Source organism: Providencia sp. PROV188 (assembly GCF_027595165.1).
Lineage (GTDB): Bacteria > Pseudomonadota > Gammaproteobacteria > Enterobacterales > Enterobacteriaceae > Providencia > Providencia lanzhouensis.
Genome location: NZ_CP097291.1, coordinates 795,440 through 813,184, shown reverse-complemented (window position 1 = coordinate 813,184; position 17,745 = coordinate 795,440). Strand labels below are relative to the sequence as shown.

Below are 17,745 nucleotides of genomic sequence, written 5' to 3'. Positions count from 1 at the left end.
ATTATTGTCAATAACAGCTAAAGCCAGTATTATCTGGTCAACTTTTAAACATTAAAAACAAAGAAAAACAGAGCTAATGAAGATAATCGCGACCCTCATCGCCATTGTTTTGCTTGCGGGCTGTCAAGGCACTTCTAAAGTCACCGTTAAGCAACCAAAATCTTCAGCCAACCACTCAATTGACACTGTTGCATCCCATAACCAAGCAGCAAGTAGACAGGTTTCCAAAGTCGATCATGACCTTTGGGGTTATATTAGTGGTGAGCTGAAGATGGATATCCCCGAAAACGCAACAATTCGGGAAATGGCCAATAGTTACTCCAATAAACAAAGTTTTATCTATGATGTGGCAGTAAGAGCTGAGCCTTACATGTACTTAATTGTAGATGAAATCAATGATCGTAACTTACCAATGGAATTAGCCTTAATTCCTGTCATTGAAAGTTCATATAATCCTAAAGCCACCTCTCCCGCGCAAGCGGCAGGTCTTTGGCAAATCGTTCCCATTACTGCACGTTCATATGGGCTAAAACAGACACAATGGGTTGATGAACGCCGTGATGTTGTGACATCCACAAAAGCGGCTTTAGATCTCCTTGAGAATCTGAATATTATGTTCGGTCACGATTGGGAGCTCACACTTGCTGCTTATAACTGCGGTGAAGGTTGCGTTCAAAACGCGATTAAAAAGAATGAAGCTGCTGGCTTACCAACAGATTTTTGGTCTCTTCAATTACCAAAAGAAACCAAACAATATGTTCCAAAGATCCTTGCGCTTAGCCAAGTGCTGAGACAACCAGAACGCTATCAAGTCAGGTTACCAAAAAGTAATAAGAATAGAGGGTTAACGCAAGTTGATGTGGGACAACAAATCACATTGACTCAAGCAGCTGAATTAACAGGTTTAACGGAAGAATCTATTAAAACCTATAATTCGGGTTATACCCGAGGCGTTACGTCGCCAAATGGTCCACATTATATTATGTTGCCAACAGCAAAAGCTGAGCAGCTAAAAGTTTCACTGACGGATCAAGACGTATTAAATGATATTCGCAACGCAGTAGCACAAAATCGTTATGCGCAAGCCGCGGCGAGTAACATCCAGACAGCAAAAGCGAACTCAAAGCAAGCTAAAACCTTTAGTTATAAAGTTCGCAAAGGTGAATCTATCGCAAGCATTGCTAAAAAATTCAATACAACAGCTAAGAATATCCAACAGCTAAATGGGTTAAAAACAGCTAAAGCGAACATCGTTCCAGGACAAACATTAAAAATTTCAGGTACGACGCCGACCAGCAATAATCGTAAAGGTGGAACTTACAAAGTCAGAAAAGGCGATACTTATTACAGTATTGCTAAGCGTCATGGAATTAAACTTAACGACCTGATGAATTGGAACTCAGGTGTTAAAATGGCAGATTTAAAGCCAGGTGTTACATTGAATTTATATCTTTAAATTAAATATTTCAAAAATCCCCATAAAGGTTAAACCTTAGGGGATTTTATATTAAATAAATTTCAATGATTAGAAATAAACTATTTAATTAGCCTTAATCTCGATATCAATCTGGATCACAATTTGAGTTGTAACATATCATCAAATACACTTAATTGCCGAAATCGCACAATATCATTTACATTCTTGATTAGGGTGTGATAGAAAAAATAATTATCCCGATTTTTCCTAGTTTCCCCTTACGATTCCCTGCTTAAAAAAGTCATTATTGGGTGGTGACTTATGAAATAAAAGTGCTATTATTATTGATGTGGCGAAAGCAATCTGAGCAATCAGTTTATATTTGAATATTACTTTTATATTAGTGACAACCTAAAACTCTCTCAATTAGTGATAATCTTATATTTATCAATATACTAACCATGTTTGTTTATATTGAAAACAGATGCTTATATTTAGTTGATGTGACATTATTTTTGATACAAAAATACGCAAAGTAAAAGTCAGATTCGCCCATGGAGGTGATTATGGATGAATACTCACCCAAGAAACATGATATAGCCGAATTAAAATATCTGTGTAACAGTTTGAATAGAGACGCAATATCAAGTTTACAAAAAACAAACACCCATTGGGTAAATGATCTTAGTTCGGCACAAAGCATCAGCCTCAATGAGCTCGTTGAGCATATTGCAGCTTTTGTCTGGCGATTCAAAATCAAGTATCCGAAAGAAAATCTCGTTATTTCTCTTGTTGAAGAGTATCTTGACGAGACATATAATTTATTTGGCAGCCCAGTAATTACTTTCAGCGAAATCATTGACTGGGAAAGTATGAATCAAAATCTTGTCACAGTGCTCGATGATGATCTAAAATGCCTGACAAGTAAGACATAGAATCACCATTTACCTTTAATTTCACTATCCTATAGTACATTTTAGGTTATCGACACATAAAGAAAGGGCGTTATGACCAAATCCGATTATCTGATGCGTTTAAGAAAATGCACCACTATTGAAACACTTGAGCGCGTTATTGAAAAAAATAAGTATGAGTTATCTGATGATGAATTAGAGTTATTTTACTCCGCAGCTGATCATCGTCTTGCCGAACTCACTATGAATAAACTTTACGATAAAATCCCAGCATCTGTTTGGAAGTTTGTTAGATAAATACTTATTTACACGCATAGATAGTGAATGGTTATAGCCGGTAATACTTTATCGGCTCAATGAAAATTCCTTATTTATCTTAGTTAGTATTCACTGAATACTGGCAGCCTCTTTATATCCTTTTATTTTCACCTTTCCCTAATCCCAATTAATTTAACATTTCATGCGATAATAGCTATTTCAATATCAATTTAACCATTGTAAATACCAATTAAGAATAGCAATCAATTTCTTATTATTAAAATATAGTAAACTAAGCACGATAATAACAAGAAAGCATAGCTAAAAGGCAATGATTATCTCTACTGAACATTTGATTGATGAAACAGGGATATGGAGATTAAGAGAGGGCTTAATATTGGGTGGGAGCCCTGCCAGCGACATCCCGGCACACACGACCCCTGCTATGGCTGCTTCCTTCCGGACCTGACCTAGTTAACAAGTTAGCGTTGCGGGAGAACCAACAGAGCCCCCATTGATTGCTTCTTTCAAAGCACGGGCATTATGCTTGATAGATAGCTAAATAGCAAGAAAGTGGCGATCAAGTGCTGTTTTATTACACAAAAATCTGAAGGGTTATTTAATACAGATTGGTATGAACAATAAATATTGGTAGGAATTAACACTTACTAATAAGAACCAGCCGCTAGTTAGCAGGAACCAAAAGTAAATCAATATTTTCAACCATGCCATTATTGATCACTTCAGTCGACGATTCTGTAATATAGATTAATTTTCCATCAGCGTGTAACGTCGCACTAACCGTGATTTTAGCTTGGTTTCTTATTTCATTTTTGTGGTATGTCAGTTGATACGGAAGCGTCACTTGATTGTTCAAGTTAGTATAGTGCTTTTGAGATAATATCAGCGCTGGCAACTCAACAAATGAGTTATCTACCATGGTGACTGTAATATCCACGTTTTCAGATAACCCTTTATTTTTAGCAATAAGGATATTTCCGCTAATCGTACCGATGTCTACTTGCTGATTTTCGCGATTACTTTTCCCTTTTACCCTTTTTTCAGGGGGATTGGCGTTGTTCCCTTCACACCCTACTAAGAAAATAAGTATCAACGAACTAATCATGTAGCGATAGAATGTCATTATAATTACCTATAATATTTTGATTTAATTAGACATTTTAATATGATTATTCTTGATATATTAGAGTTTATCTAAACTTAGAAAATTATATCTAATACAAATTAAATAATGAAATTATATTTCAAATTGTAACCAAAAACGATTGTCAATTAATCCGTACACAAACTACCTACCTATTTCTGTGGATTAATGGGAAAATAGCGACATCTGATATTTTTTAACCATCTTCAAGGTAACTATGAGCACAGAATTACAAAACTTAATTAGCCTAATAAAACTCGAAAAAATTGAAGAAGGTATTTTTCGGGGGCAAAGTGAAGATCTTGGTTTACCACAAGTTTTTGGTGGACAGGTTGTTGGACAAGCGATGTATGCAGCGAAACAAACCACTCCCGAAGATCGCATCATAACCTCATTTCATAGCTATTTTCTGCGTCCAGGTGATAGCCAAAAACCGATTGTCTACGATGTAGAAATTTTGCGTGATGGTGGTAGTTTTAGTACACGCCGTATTAGTGCCATTCAAAATGGTAAACCGATCTTCTTTATGACGGCCTCATTTCAAGAACATGAAGATGGATTTAACCATCAAAATCTAATGCCCGATGTCCCCGCGCCAGAGCAATTGATTTCACAAGATGAAATCATTCAACGCTTCGCAGATCAGCTTCCCGATGCTGTCAAAAAATATGCACTGCGCCCTAATCCTTTCGAGTTTCGCCCGATTCAGTTCTATAGCCCGTTTGATAGCGCACCTCAAGAACCATTTCGCTATATTTGGTTTAAAGCGAAAGGAGAACTCCCCAATACACCAGAGTTGCATGATTACTTGTTAGGCTACGCATCGGATTACAATTTCCTTCCTGCAGCATTACAGCCTCATGGACGTGGGTTTATGGAACGCGATTTACAAGTGGCAACGATTGACCATTCAATGTGGTTCCATCGCCCTTATCGCCTCGATGAATGGTTACTTTATGCCATTGAAAGCCCTTCTGCTTCTGGCGGGCGTGGTTTTGTTAAAGGGCAAATTTATAATCAGCAAGGGGATTTAGTGGCAACAACAGTACAAGAAGGGGTCATTCGTAAAAGAAAACCTCGATAATGTTCCGATTTATATCAGCCCGAAAAAAGTAAGTCGTTACTAACTTTAAGACAAGAAAAGCCTCAACTATATAGGAATTCCTAATTGTGAGGCTTTTCCTTGCTTAGTAACTTAATCAACTCGTCAATTCAACATAAAGTATGTCAGTAAGCACTAACTAAACTAATAATGCTTCTGCAGCCGCTTCATCACGAGAGTTCAGTGACTCGCCCACTTGTTGTAATTGATACATCTGGTAATAGCGACCTTCCTGCTGAAGAAGTTCAGTATGATTTCCCTGCTCAACGATCATTCCTCGATGAAGAACAACAACTTGATCAGCATCCACAATCGTTGATAAGCGGTGAGCTATCACCACCAGCGTAGTATTTCGACGAATAACACGTAGCGCCTTTTGAATAGCCTGTTCAGTGCCAGAATCTATATTCGCGGTCGCTTCATCCAATATCAGAATTTTCGGTGTTACGACGAGTACTCGCGCCATCGCCAATAGCTGTCGTTGCCCAACAGATAAAGTGTTTCCTTGCTCACCTAACAATGAATCCAATCCATCTGGCAATTCACGGACATGCTGAGCTAATTGTACAGTTTCAAGGACTTCCCACACCTTTTCTTGGGAAATATCACGTCCTAGAGCAACGTTATCAAAAAATGAAGCCGCGAGTACTACCGGATCCTGCTGCACCATAGCAATGCCATTTCGTAATACTTGATGGGACAGTGAATTTAAATCCCGTCCATCCAGTAAAATTTCCCCTTCCTGCCATGGGTAATACCCCATGATTAAGTTTGCAATGGTACTTTTTCCACTTCCCGTGTGCCCAACAAGTGCCACGAAATGGTGTTCTGGGATGGATAAATTAATATCATCAAGGACTTTTTTATCATCTCGATAAGCAAAAGAGAGGTGTTTGATCTCAATTGCTCCGCCCTGTAATGGCGCAATATTTTCGCCATAACCTTGCTGTGGGCTATCCATCAATTCAAAAACACGTTCACCGGATACAACCGCTTGTTGCAACATGGACTGCTGAGATGTTAGCTCAATTAATGGTTCGTTTAAACGACCTAAATAGTTAATGAAAACATACAGAACCCCGACACCGACAGTACTGGTACCATCAAATCCAAATAGCAATAATAACCCACATAATACGCAGGCAGAGAACAAACTCAGTAGTGGCCTGAGTAGTAATCCATCTAATTTCAATGCTTTCATTCGGGAATGATAGTGCTCTTCACTTGCTTCCAGCATTTTTTGCCCAAATCTAGCTTGCTGTAAAAATTGCTGGATAACCGTCATGCCATTAATGACTTCATTGAAACCATTATTAATATCTGCAAGATACGCCCTAACACGGCGCACAATTGGCGTGCTAAGCCGCTGATAAACCAACATTACGATCAGAACCGCAGGAAAAATGAGTACCGCAATGGATGCCATTCGCCACTCTAAAGAAAACATGGCGACTAGCATGGCACAAATTAATGCCAAACTGCGAAATACTGTTGGTACTACCATGACAAACAAATCTTTAATCACTTCGGTGTCGTTGGTCACACGAGAAATAATCTGCCCCACGGGTTGCTTATCAAAGGCACTTAATGGCTGGCGCAGAGCCGCATTCATTACATCAGTTCGTAGATTTTGCACCACTCCAACAGAGGCTTGATTAAACAGAATTTTTTGATAGTAGTGAAGAAGTGCTGCAATGATTTGCAGCGCAATAAATCCAATCACCATGTACAGCGTTAGCGGCATAATGATCTGTTTTTTAGCCACCATATTGTCAATAAAGTAACTAATCAGTAAGGGCCCACTCACTTCTGCGGCGGCAGCCAACCAAAGCATAGCAATCGCTATCCCCATGGTACCGCGGTAAGGTTTACCGTAAGATAATAAACGTTTTAATGCTGGCCAAAGCGGCTTTCTTTGGTTCATAGATCACCGTCCAAAGCAGCTTCAATTTGCTGATAATGATACATATCGCTGTACCAACCAGATTGCTGGGAAAGTACTTTATGAGTGCCTTTGGCAACTATACTCCCATGACATAAAACAAGAATATTATCGGCATCCACCAAAGCTGATAGACGATGGGCGCTAATAATCAACGTTCTCCCCTGTCTCCAACGACTCAAATTCTGCAAAATGGTGTGCTCTGTCTGCCCATCAACGGCAGACAGCGCATCATCCAAAATAAGGATTTCCGCATTTTGTAAAATCGCCCGTGCAATGGAAATTCGCTGTTTTTGCCCCCCAGACAGCATGACACCACGCTCTCCCACTTGGGTTTGATACCCTTCCGGTAGACGTAAAATGTCTTCATGCACACAAGCAACTCGAGCCGCGTCTTCTATTTGCTCCATTGTTGCATTTGGCTGCCCAAGAGCGATATTGTTTGCGACCGAATCAGAAAATAGGAATGGAGATTGATTCACTATTGATAACCTTGCCCGCCACTCATCGAGTCGAATATCTGTCAGTGATTTATTTTGATAAATAATTTCACCTTCATTCACATCAAAATGGCGTTGTAACACAGTAATTAATGTCGACTTCCCTGATCCCGTTGGTCCACATACCCCAAGGAAGCGTCCAGGTTTTACATCAAACTGGATATCATGCAAAGCATGGCGCTGGGTTTCGAGATACGAAAATGTTCTGATATTGACGTTTAACTCGCCTTTTTCCGCAAGCAAACTTTGGTTACCATCTTTAATCACTAATGGCTCGTCAAGTAAGCTTAAAATCCGGCTATATGCTGCACTTCCTCGTTCAACAATGTTAAACATCCATGCAAGGGCAAGCATCGGCCAGATCATCAACCCTAAATACATGACAAAGCTGGTGAGCTCTCCGAGGGTTAATGTGTCATTCAACACCATCCAGCTTCCGCCCGCGATGGCTAACAAATTTGCCATTCCTATCGCCATAAAAATGGTCGGATCAAAACGAGCATCAATCTTCGCTACATGCATATTCCTGCGTCCAGCTTCAGTGGCAACTTGCTCAAACTGATTGGATTGATGCGTTTCAAGGCCAAATGCTTTGATCATTCTAATACTGGTTAAGCTCTCTTGTGCGTGGTTATTTAATGATGAAAAAGCACCTTGAGCATGTTTAAAACGATGATGAAGTTGGTCGCCATAACGCTTAATGACCAGTGCCATGATAGGCATAGGAATCAAGGCAAGGAGTGTTAGCTGCCAACTTATTTCGATGCTCATCATAATAAGGACGGCACATCCCATCACCAGAGAGTCAACGAGAGTTAAAACGCCTTCACCTGCGGCAAATACCACACGATCCACATCATTCGTGGTACGCGCGATAAGATCTCCTGTGCGATATTTCAAATAAAATGGCTGATTTTGTAAGCTAAGCTGCTGATAAATTTGTTGTCTTAGTCGGACAGCCAATTTGTAGGAAGCACCAAATAGCCATAAACGCCAAACATAGCGCAACCCATAAACTGTTAAAGCAATTCCGAGCATGGATAATACATACGTCACAAGTTGTTGATTAGTCATCGATCCTTTGCTAATACCATCCACTATCACACCAACAAAGCGTGGTGGGATCATTTGTAAAATAGCAATGACCACAAGAAAACAAATAGCGCCAACATAGCGACGCCATTCGCTTATAAAATACCAACGTAATTGTGAAAATAATCGCACGTATTACTGCCTTGAATGATGTTAGTGACTGCTTGCTCTATTATTAGGAGCTCTGCGCTCTTGGGCTAATATATGACTTTTGGATTAGTCAGGGATTGGCAAAACGGTTGTATATTTGATTTTTTCCATTGCAAAACTGGAGGTTACATCAATTAAGCCATGAACGCCATTAACCAATTTCTTATAAAATAGATCATAGGATTTCATATCATGAACTTCGACTTGCATCAGATAGTCATATTCACCAGCCATGCGATAAAACACTAAAACTTCAGGTAATTTTTCCACAAATGAAACAAATTGCGCATACCATTCGCTATTATGTTGTTGGGTTTTAATCATGACAATCACCGTCAGCCCCAATCCCAGCTTTTCGCCATCTAATAGCGTGACTCGTCCTCGAATATATCCTTCGTCCTCTAGCCTTTTAAGTCGCTTCCAGCATGGTGTCGAGGTTAAATTGACGGCTTCTGCTAATGAGTTTAATGATAGGCTGCTGTCATTTTGTAATAAGCAAAGTAGTTTTTTATCTATTTTATCCAGCATGTTTAGCCCCTAAGCGAATCCTGTTATCCGCAAAATTCTATCATGATGAAATAATAAAGCTGTTACGAATTGCTAGTATTGTAGAATAACTTTGCATGAATAACCGAAATATAGCATAAATTGCTTATTTTAGAGGTTGAAGGTACAAAAACAGACTGTTCATTCCCCTCTTGGCTCGTTAACATAGATCTAAATTAATATTCTCATTATTTAATCTTAGGAGAGACTCATGAAACGTGCTGTTGTTGTCTTCAGCGGAGGACAAGATTCAACAACCTGCCTAATTCAAGCACTCAAACATTATGATGAGGTTCATTGTGTCACCTTTGATTATGGTCAGCGCCACCGCTTAGAAATCGACATTGCGCAAAAGCTTAGCCTACAATTAGGCGCAAAAGCGCATAAAGTTCTCGATGTTACCTTGCTCAATGAGCTAGCGGTTAGTAGTTTAACCCGTGATAACATTCCAGTTCCAGACTATGAAGAAAGCGAAGCCAGCGGGTTACCAAGTACTTTTGTACCCGGGCGTAATATTCTATTCCTAACACTCGCTGCTATCTATGCTTACCAAGTACAAGCTGAAGCGGTGATCACCGGTGTCTGTGAAACTGACTTTTCAGGTTACCCTGATTGTCGTGATGAGTTTGTCAAAGCGCTCAATCATGCGGTTAGCCTAGGACTAGCAAAAGATATTCGTTTCGAAACACCACTTATGTGGTTAGACAAAGCACAAACATGGGCTCTTGCTGACTACTATGGGCACCTTGAGACTATCCGCACTCAAACTCTCACTTGCTACAATGGTATTCCAGGTGATGGCTGTTCCGAGTGTGCCGCATGCCATTTACGTAGCAAAGGCTTGAATTATTATCTCAATAATCAACAAGCCGTTATGGATTCATTACTCAAACAACTCAACGCAACGAAGTAATTCTAAAAGCCAACCTTAGTGAATATTTACTGGTTGGCTATACTCCTAATTTGCCTATACTTCGATAAAAGCATCTGTTTTATTTTTCAGTGACTCAATTTTTTCTCGGAGTTCATCCTCGATCACCATGGCTTTATTGACTTTACCATCAATGAAGACAAACGTGACGTACGCATCAGATACCACTTCATCAACACCATTACGATGGCGAATAATTTGTTGGTAACAGACTGCACTCTTCACTCCGATTTTATCCATTCGTGAAATGACGGTTAGCTCATCGCCCAACCCAACGGCTTGGAAATAGTTAACATTAATATTCACTGCCGCCATCACGATTCTATGCTGAATAGCCCATTCAATAAGATTAGCTTTTCCCATCCAATCCCATCTATCCGCTTCATAGAACTCTAAGTACCGAGCATTATTGACATGCTGAAAGACATCAATGTGATAACCGAGCACTTTTATGTGTATCGCCATAACTACTCCGACCAGCTAAATTATTTGATAACATAAAAATAACAAATATTTGAAAGGGCTGCTTAAAAAATATCACTAATCAGACTTAGCTCTCATATTCATGCTTAAATCAAATTTAATAGCACAAATATTACCCATAATTTATTTTTAATCTCATAACGCTACTTTCCATTTTCTAAAAAAATAGCCCACGCTGAAAGTGGGCTGTTTTTGCTTATAGGACAAGTTTATTACGATTTTTCTCTAAAAATGCAGGTCCAATTCCCTGTACTTCAAGGATATTTTCAACTGTATTAAAAGCGCCATATTTTTCTCGGTATTCCACAATAGCTTGAGCTTTCTGTTTACCAATTCCATTGAGTTTCCTCGCTAATTCCTCAGCAGTGGCTTGATTAATATTCACTTGGTCTGGAGATGTTAAACTCGCCACGTTTTTTACTTCATCACTATTTTGAGGTTGCACTATCGCCGTGGCTGGTTTTTCAGTTTCTGCTTTTTTAACCACTGCAAATGCAGATAAAGGGCATAACATTGCTACCATTAACACTGTCCCTAATCCTTGTTTAATGCTTTTATTCCATTTCATCATTGTTCTCCTATGTGTGTTGAAACATCACAATGCCAGAGAATTTTTTCAAAAACTTTTCTTCTGTTTATACAATGCGAAAGGCCACCCAATGGGTGGCCTTCTATTACAGATATTGCAATTTTAGTTGCGAAGCGCTTCGCAATTATTCCATGCAAATAACTTATTCTAAGCTTTGCACTTCAATTTTTGCGTTCGCGCGTAAATTCAGCATTAACGCTTCATTCACCGCTGAGCTCATTGCACCACGATATTCGTTAGATAGCTGGCTCAATTCTTCAGCTGTTGGCTGACCTAAAGTCACTTTATCTAATTGAACAATTAGTAGATTATCTTTTTGATCATAAGCGATTGCGTAAGTTGGTTTACCGTCAGTTGGCGGTGTCATTTTCATCGCAACGCCCGTCACATCCGTTGCAGGTGCAAGGAATGAAACTGTTTGAACAGCGCCAAATTGGGTGTCTGCAGCTTTCAATGCTTCATCACCTTTACCAGCTTGTAGCTCTGCCAGTAATTTCTCACCATTCGCTTTTAATTGTGCAGACGCTTTCTGACGCTTAACTAATGCTTCAATATCCGCTTTTACTGTTTCGAATGGCTCTGTTGATTCCGCTTTATAATCAGTCACACGCAGAACAAATGCACGATCCCCTTCAACGTTGATCACGTCAGAGTTGATACCTGTTGTACCTTTTTTATCGACTAAACGGTCGCTGAATACTTCGTTAACGACTTTCGGGAAATTCAGTTGTGTCGGTGGGTTTTGGCGATCAAACCAGCCAGTAGTCGCAACTTTCAAGCCAGAAATGCTTTCAACTGATGCTAATGATTCATTGTCATTCGTCGCAGCTTCACTCACTTTCTGTTGTAAATCGTAAAACTGTTTGACGCTTTTATCTTGAACTAAACTAGTTTCAATACTTGATTTAACGTCATCAAAAGGCTTAATTGCTTCTGGCTTAACATCATCCAAACGGAATAAGACATAATTATCTTGGACTTTGATCGGTGCAGAAATTTGACCTTTCTCGGTTAAATTCGCACTGATGATTTCGCTTGGTGTAGAAGTTGCTTCCATCCAACCAATCACGCCTTTGTTGCCAGCACTGAATTTATCTGTGGATTTTTCAGTAGCTAACGTTGCGAAATCAGCGCCGCCTTTCAGCTCGGCTTCTAAAGCTTGTGCATCTTTTTCTGATGCGACTTGAATCATGCTATACAGCTTTTGTTCCGCTTTAGTAAAATTCTTCAGATTTTCATCGTAGTAAGCTTTCACTTCTTCAGCCGTCACAGATGCTTTTGGCATAGATGCCGCATCCATTTCGACATAGCTTACTTGAACTTGTTCAGGTGAAATGAAACTGTTTTGATTTGCCGCGTAATACGCTTTTAATTCATCTTCAGAAACGGTTTGTTTAGCTTCTAGCGCAGCTAACGACAAGCTTGCCGTACGGACTTCACGCTCTTGCATAAACAGTTCCGCATACGCTTTGACTTCTGAAGGCAGTGCAAATTCTGTTCCGGTGAACGATTTACCTAATTGCGCACGAACTAAATCTTGGCGAATTTGTGCCGCAAAATCATCTGCATTAATATTGTAACGTTTTAAAATCTCGCGATATTTTTCACTATCAAAATTTCCATTTGTTTGGAAAACTTGCATAGCAAAAATAGCTTGCTCAATTTGTTGGTCGCTAGCAGAGAGTTGTAATTCATTAGCGTATTGGTTAATCAATTGATTATTGATTAAGTTATTCAAAGCTTGGGTACGCAGCTCTTTCATGTAGTTGTCATTACTTGCAACTTCAGAGAATTTATCTCCTAAGTATTCTTGTAATGACTGGCGCTCTTGCTGGAAAGCTTGCTGTAATTGTTCCTTGCTTATTGGCTGTCCATTGACTTCAGCAGCATTATTACTTGAGCCACCAATCACATAGCCAGCAACACCTGTCAGCACGAATGACAAGATAATAATAGCTAACAACACTTTAATAAAAGGACTGTTCGCCTTCGTGCGTAGATCTTCCATCATAAAAAGGCTTAACTCCGCTTTGCTTTGTTGAATTTCTTAATATTACGCTAATTTTAACTCAGATAGAAAAAAAAGCGCACCATTTCCATGGCGCGCTTATATATTAGCTGATTAAAGACATTACGTCAGTTTGAGTTTTCGCAAAAATGCGTGAAAGACGAAACTAAACTCAATTAACCGTTAACAGCGTCTTTAAGACCTTTGCCTGCACGGAATGCAGGAACTTTTGCCGCAGCGATTTTAATTTCTTTACCTGTCTGCGGGTTACGACCTGTACGTGCTGCGCGTTGACGTACATTAAAAGTACCAAAACCAACTAAAGTAACATCATCACCCTTGCTCAGAGAAGTCGTTACAGAAGCAACGAAAGCATCGACTACGCGACCTGCTGCGGCTTTAGAAATGTTCGCTTCTACAGCGATTTTTTCAATCAGTTGAGACTTATTCACTATTATCATCCCCATATTAGTTTTGACTTTATCGGTTAATTAACCAACTACAGTATAGTTAACATTACTAAGTATAGTTAATTAATGATGCAGCCGTTATATCAATCCTGAATATTAATGGCAAGAAAACAGATAGCACGCTAACCATTATCAGAATCTTCGCTAAAGTAACCACGAAAAAAAAGGCTGACAAGCCCTAAATTAGCTGTCAGCCTTAATTTTATACAAGCTTCTTGATTCAGCTCACTCTTTTAGCTTTCTTTTGGACCACTTCAGCCCCAAAAGGAGGATTGACTAATGCTAATGAGAGGACTTCTTCAATTGTCTTAACAGGATGGATTTGCAAATCAGCAATCACATTCTGAGGAATTTCTTCTAAATCACGTTTGTTATCATCAGGGATAAGAACCGTTTTAATACCACCACGATGAGCTGCCAGTAATTTTTCTTTCAGCCCACCAATTGGTAATACTAAACCGCGTAACGTGATTTCACCGGTCATCGCCACATCCGCTTTTACAGGGTTACCCGTTAAGCAAGAAACCAGTGCCGTTGACATTGCGATACCCGCACTTGGACCATCTTTCGGTGTTGCGCCTTCTGGTACGTGAACGTGAATATCACGTTTTTCATAGAAGTCACCGTTAATACCCAGTTTTTCTGCACGAGCACGTACCACTGTCAGCGCTGTTTGAATTGATTCTTGCATCACTTCACCCAGAGAACCGGTGTAAGTTAACTTACCTTTGCCCGGTACACAGGCTGTCTCAATGGTAAGTAAGTCACCACCAACTTCTGTCCATGCTAAACCAGTCACTTGCCCTACTCGGTTTTCGGTATCAGCATGACCGTAATCAAAGCGACGAACACCTAAGTAATCCTTCAGATTATCTGCAGTGATCTCAATATGCTTCAGTTTTTTATCCATCAGCAATGCTTTAACAGCTTTACGGCACAGTTTAGAAATTTCACGTTCTAATCCACGCACGCCAGCTTCACGAGTATAGTAACGAATGATACTCATAATTGCGCCATCATCGATAGATAACTCGCCTTTTTTCAAGGCATTACGCTCAATTTGCTTAGATAGTAAATGTCTCTTAGCAATATTCAGTTTTTCGTCTTCGGTATAACCAGACAGACGGATCACTTCCATACGGTCTAATAATGGTGCAGGGATATTCATCGAGTTCGATGTTGCCACAAACATCACGTCAGACAGGTCATAATCAACTTCCAAATAATGGTCGTTGAATGCAACGTTTTGTTCTGGATCTAACACTTCTAACAGTGCTGATGCAGGATCTCCACGCATGTCTGAAGACATTTTATCGATTTCATCCAGTAAAAATAGTGGGTTTTTAACCCCTACTTTCGCCATTTTCTGGATAAGTTTACCCGGCATTGAACCAATATAAGTACGACGGTGACCACGGATTTCCGCTTCGTCACGAACCCCACCCAGAGCCATACGGGTATATTCACGCCCTGTTGCTTTAGCGATAGATTGCCCCAGAGACGTTTTACCAACCCCTGGAGGTCCGACTAAGCATAAGATTGGCCCTTTGATTTTACTAACACGGCTTTGAACCGCGAGGTATTCAAGGATACGGTCTTTAACGCGCTCTAAGCCATAGTGATCTGTATCGAGCACTTCTTGCGCTTTCACTAAGTCTTTTTTGACTTTGCTACGCTTATGCCATGGAACCTGAACCATCCAATCAATGTAGCTACGAACCACCGTCGCTTCAGCAGACATTGGAGACATCATTTTCAGCTTCTGCAATTCAGCTTCGGCTTTTTCTTGTGCCTCTTTTGGCATTTTCGCTTCTTCGATTTTGCGTTTCAGCGATTCGTTTTCATCTGGAGCATCATCCATTTCGCCAAGTTCTTTTTGAATCGCTTTCATTTGCTCATTCAAATAGTACTCGCGCTGGCTTTTTTCCATCTGTTTTTTCACGCGGTTACGAATGCGTTTTTCAACTTGCAGTAGTTCAGTTTCTGATTCCATCATTGCCATGAGGAACTCAACACGCTCAGCAATGTTTGCCATTTCTAAAACGCGCTGTTTGTCTGCCAGTTTTAACGGCATGTGTGAAGCAATCGTATCAGCCAGTTTATCTAGCTGGTCTTGCTCAATCGCATGCAGTGAAGTCAGAACTTCAGGTGGAATTTTTTTGTTCAGTTTAATGTAACTTTCGAACTGACTAACAATCGTACGATATAATACTTCTTGCTCTTTTTCGTCAACCAATTCGGTAGTGCTAGGCGCTTTTGATGCGTCATCATAGATAGCCGCTTTCACACTATCGTTCGCGAGATATTCAGCTTGCGCTAAGAAATACTCCCCGTTATCAGTCAGGCTAGTAATACGAGCACGACGTAGGCCTTCAACTAGCACTTTAACGGTACCGTCAGGTAGTTTCAGCATCTGGATCACAGATGCAATTGTCCCAACAGTAAATAAATCATTCACCCCAGGTTCATCGGTTGAGGCTTCTTTTTGCGCAACCAGCATCACTTGCTTATCATGATCCATTGCTGCTTCCAGACTGTGAATGGATTTTTCACGTCCAACAAACAGTGGGATCACCATATGTGGGTACACCACTACATCACGCAGAGGCAATACTGGTATTTCAATGCGTTCGGAACGCTCTGGATTCATAAAGCTCTCTCTTCGTTTAGCACACGCCAGTTAAGGGTTTCTGCTTATAACAGAAAAAATTCTTGTAAAACACTGCGATATAAACAGTGCTCTTTCAAAATAAGGAAACCACAACTAAGAATATAAACTATATGGGGACAAGATTTTAGCATTCAATGGTTAGTTAAGCATAAAAAACAAAATGAGGGTTACCCCTCATTTTGATTGATTATTTATTGAACACAGACGAGAAGTTAATTATCGCCAGAAGCTTGGGCATCCGGTTTGCTGTAGATTAACAGAGGTTCTGACTGTTCATTAATCACATTTTCATCTACAACGACTTTCTCAACATCACTCATTGAAGGTAGATCATACATGGTATTAAGTAGAGCAGCTTCGACGATTGAACGTAAGCCACGAGCACCTGTTTTACGCGCCATTGCTTTTTTCGCTATCGCCGTTAATGCTTCTTCTCGAAACTCTAATTCAGTGCCTTCGAGGTTAAACAGAGCTTGATACTGTTTAGTCAATGCGTTTTTCGGCTCTTTTAAGATCTGAATCAGAGCTTCTTCACTCAGCTCAGTCAAAGTGGCAACCACAGGTAGACGACCGATAAACTCAGGAATCAAACCAAATTTAATGAGATCTTCAGGCTCCGCTTGAGTGAGTAACTCACCTTCTGTTGCCTTCTCAGATTCACCTTTAACTTGCGCCGCAAAACCAATACCTGAACGAGTATTCAGACGTTGACCAATAACTTTATCCAACCCGGCAAATGCACCGCCACAGATAAACAGAATTTTCGAGGTATCTACCTGTAAAAACTCTTGTTGCGGATGCTTACGACCGCCTTGTGGCGGAACCGCGGCTACAGTGCCTTCAATCAGTTTCAGTAATGCTTGCTGCACCCCTTCACCTGATACGTCACGCGTGATGGATGGGTTATCGGATTTACGAGAAATTTTATCAATTTCATCGATATAGACGATACCACGTTGAGCTTTTTCAACATCATAGTCGCATTTTTGTAGCAGCTTCTGGATGATATTCTCAACATCTTCACCCACGTAACCCGCTTCAGTTAATGTGGTCGCATCCGCCATAGTGAATGGCACATCTAAATAGCGAGCTAACGTTTCTGCTAATAACGTTTTACCACTACCCGTCGGACCAATGAGCAGAATGTTACTTTTGCCTAATTCAACACCATCGCTGGTTTTATCGCCATTACGTAGACGTTTGTAGTGGTTATAAACAGCGACCGCTAACACTTTTTTCGCTTTTTCTTGACCAATAACGTAGTCGTCAAGATGCTGTCTGATTTCGTGGGGAGTTGGTAATTCACTACGCTCGCGATGCGGAGCCAGTTCTTTGATCTCTTCACGGATGATGTCGAGGCATAAATCCACGCATTCATCACAAATATAGACTGACGGACCGGCAATCAGCTTACGCACTTCATGCTGACTTTTTCCGCAGAAAGAACAGTACAGTAATTTACCTGCTCCCTCTTTGCGTTTATCTGTCATCAGTAGACCTCACTTAT

General features: G+C 40.2%; 15 protein-coding genes and 1 other RNA gene. 5 read left to right on the top strand and 11 right to left on the bottom strand.

What is annotated here, in order from left to right; translation table 11 throughout:
* Positions 1-76: 76 nt before the first annotated feature.
* The 3 genes from mltD (at position 77) to M5X66_RS03545 (ending at position 2,628) form a co-directional block, all read left to right on the top strand.
* The gene (gene mltD / locus M5X66_RS03555; protein ID WP_108479260.1) at positions 77-1,456 is read left to right on the top strand and encodes a murein transglycosylase D; all 1,380 of its coding nucleotides are present in this window, start codon (positions 77-79) and stop codon (positions 1,454-1,456) included.
* A gap of 527 nt (positions 1,457-1,983) precedes the next feature.
* Positions 1,984-2,352, top strand: coding sequence for an Hha toxicity modulator TomB (gene tomB / locus M5X66_RS03550; protein WP_270103878.1), 369 nt, complete (start codon positions 1,984-1,986; stop codon positions 2,350-2,352).
* Positions 2,353-2,424: 72 nt separating this feature from the next.
* Positions 2,425-2,628 carry an HHA domain-containing protein gene (locus M5X66_RS03545; RefSeq protein WP_004905417.1) on the top strand — a complete coding sequence of 68 codons (204 nt, stop codon included), beginning with the start codon at positions 2,425-2,427 and terminating at the stop codon, positions 2,626-2,628.
* A gap of 369 nt (positions 2,629-2,997) precedes the next feature.
* Here M5X66_RS03545 and ffs read toward each other — a convergent pair.
* Together ffs and M5X66_RS03535 are read right to left on the bottom strand one after the other, a co-directional pair.
* Positions 2,998-3,094: signal recognition particle sRNA small type (ffs, locus tag M5X66_RS03540), an RNA gene on the bottom strand.
* A gap of 180 nt (positions 3,095-3,274) precedes the next feature.
* The gene (locus tag M5X66_RS03535) at positions 3,275-3,733 is read right to left on the bottom strand and encodes a YbaY family lipoprotein (protein ID WP_036953939.1); all 459 of its coding nucleotides are present in this window, start codon (positions 3,731-3,733) and stop codon (positions 3,275-3,277) included.
* A gap of 238 nt (positions 3,734-3,971) precedes the next feature.
* On the opposite strand from M5X66_RS03535, the gene tesB reads away from it, so the two are divergent.
* Complete coding sequence (gene tesB / locus M5X66_RS03530; RefSeq protein WP_036953936.1) at positions 3,972-4,838, top strand: acyl-CoA thioesterase II; 867 nt, start codon at positions 3,972-3,974, stop codon at positions 4,836-4,838.
* A gap of 157 nt (positions 4,839-4,995) precedes the next feature.
* On the opposite strand, the gene M5X66_RS03525 is transcribed toward tesB, so the two are convergent.
* The 3 genes from M5X66_RS03525 to M5X66_RS03515 all read right to left on the bottom strand — a co-directional run bounded on the left by M5X66_RS03525 (position 4,996) and on the right by M5X66_RS03515 (position 9,068).
* A complete protein-coding gene (locus M5X66_RS03525; protein WP_036953934.1) occupies positions 4,996-6,780 on the bottom strand; it encodes a SmdB family multidrug efflux ABC transporter permease/ATP-binding protein in 1,785 nt (594 codons plus the stop codon).
* Entirely contained in the window at positions 6,777-8,522 is a 1,746-nt protein-coding gene (locus M5X66_RS03520; RefSeq protein ID WP_270103877.1) for a SmdA family multidrug ABC transporter permease/ATP-binding protein, read from the bottom strand. The genes M5X66_RS03525 and M5X66_RS03520 overlap by 4 nt, the downstream gene beginning before the upstream one ends.
* Positions 8,523-8,606: 84 nt before the next feature.
* Positions 8,607-9,068: an Lrp/AsnC family transcriptional regulator gene (locus tag M5X66_RS03515; protein WP_036953928.1), complete on the bottom strand. Its 462-nt coding sequence runs from the start codon at positions 9,066-9,068 to the stop codon at positions 8,607-8,609.
* 229 nt (positions 9,069-9,297) lie between these two features.
* Here M5X66_RS03515 and queC point away from each other — a divergent pair, with 229 nt between their 5' ends.
* Entirely contained in the window at positions 9,298-9,999 is a 702-nt protein-coding gene (gene queC, locus M5X66_RS03510) for a 7-cyano-7-deazaguanine synthase QueC (protein WP_036953925.1), read from the top strand.
* A 54-nt stretch (positions 10,000-10,053) separates the two neighbouring features.
* On the opposite strand, the gene M5X66_RS03505 is transcribed toward queC, so the two are convergent.
* The 6 genes from M5X66_RS03505 to clpX form a co-directional block, all read right to left on the bottom strand.
* Entirely contained in the window at positions 10,054-10,482 is a 429-nt protein-coding gene (locus tag M5X66_RS03505) for an acyl-CoA thioesterase (protein WP_036953922.1), read from the bottom strand.
* A gap of 214 nt (positions 10,483-10,696) precedes the next feature.
* Complete coding sequence (locus tag M5X66_RS03500; protein WP_036953919.1) at positions 10,697-11,068, bottom strand: ComEA family DNA-binding protein; 372 nt, start codon at positions 11,066-11,068, stop codon at positions 10,697-10,699.
* Between the two features lie 163 nt (positions 11,069-11,231).
* Positions 11,232-13,100 (bottom strand): peptidylprolyl isomerase, encoded by a 1,869-nt coding sequence (gene ppiD / locus M5X66_RS03495; RefSeq protein ID WP_036953916.1) that lies wholly within the window; start codon positions 13,098-13,100, stop codon positions 11,232-11,234.
* Positions 13,101-13,273: 173 nt separating this feature from the next.
* Positions 13,274-13,549, bottom strand: a complete 276-nt coding sequence (gene hupB, locus M5X66_RS03490; protein ID WP_270103876.1) for a nucleoid-associated protein HU-beta — start codon at positions 13,547-13,549, stop codon at positions 13,274-13,276.
* A gap of 238 nt (positions 13,550-13,787) precedes the next feature.
* Positions 13,788-16,217 (bottom strand): endopeptidase La, encoded by a 2,430-nt coding sequence (gene lon / locus M5X66_RS03485; RefSeq protein WP_036953910.1) that lies wholly within the window; start codon positions 16,215-16,217, stop codon positions 13,788-13,790.
* 233 nt (positions 16,218-16,450) lie between these two features.
* The gene (gene clpX, locus M5X66_RS03480) at positions 16,451-17,728 is read right to left on the bottom strand and encodes an ATP-dependent protease ATP-binding subunit ClpX (RefSeq protein WP_006657220.1); all 1,278 of its coding nucleotides are present in this window, start codon (positions 17,726-17,728) and stop codon (positions 16,451-16,453) included.
* Positions 17,729-17,745 lie beyond the last annotated feature (17 nt).

Bases quoted from the DNA above. Each gene is read 5' to 3' on its own strand.
- mltD (WP_108479260.1), top strand. From the start codon at position 77: ATGAAGATAATCGCGACCCTCATCGCCATTGTTTTGCTTGCGGGCTGT.
- tomB (WP_270103878.1), top strand. From the start codon at position 1,984: ATGGATGAATACTCACCCAAGAAACATGATATAGCCGAATTAAAATAT.
- M5X66_RS03545 (WP_004905417.1), top strand. From the start codon at position 2,425: ATGACCAAATCCGATTATCTGATGCGTTTAAGAAAATGCACCACTATT.
- M5X66_RS03535 (WP_036953939.1), bottom strand. From the start codon at position 3,733: ATGACATTCTATCGCTACATGATTAGTTCGTTGATACTTATTTTCTTA.
- tesB (WP_036953936.1), top strand. From the start codon at position 3,972: ATGAGCACAGAATTACAAAACTTAATTAGCCTAATAAAACTCGAAAAA.
- M5X66_RS03525 (WP_036953934.1), bottom strand. From the start codon at position 6,780: ATGAACCAAAGAAAGCCGCTTTGGCCAGCATTAAAACGTTTATTATCT.
- M5X66_RS03515 (WP_036953928.1), bottom strand. From the start codon at position 9,068: ATGCTGGATAAAATAGATAAAAAACTACTTTGCTTATTACAAAATGAC.
- queC (WP_036953925.1), top strand. From the start codon at position 9,298: ATGAAACGTGCTGTTGTTGTCTTCAGCGGAGGACAAGATTCAACAACC.
- M5X66_RS03505 (WP_036953922.1), bottom strand. From the start codon at position 10,482: ATGGCGATACACATAAAAGTGCTCGGTTATCACATTGATGTCTTTCAG.
- M5X66_RS03500 (WP_036953919.1), bottom strand. From the start codon at position 11,068: ATGAAATGGAATAAAAGCATTAAACAAGGATTAGGGACAGTGTTAATG.
- ppiD (WP_036953916.1), bottom strand. From the start codon at position 13,100: ATGATGGAAGATCTACGCACGAAGGCGAACAGTCCTTTTATTAAAGTG.
- lon (WP_036953910.1), bottom strand. From the start codon at position 16,217: ATGAATCCAGAGCGTTCCGAACGCATTGAAATACCAGTATTGCCTCTG.
- clpX (WP_006657220.1), bottom strand. From the start codon at position 17,728: ATGACAGATAAACGCAAAGAGGGAGCAGGTAAATTACTGTACTGTTCT.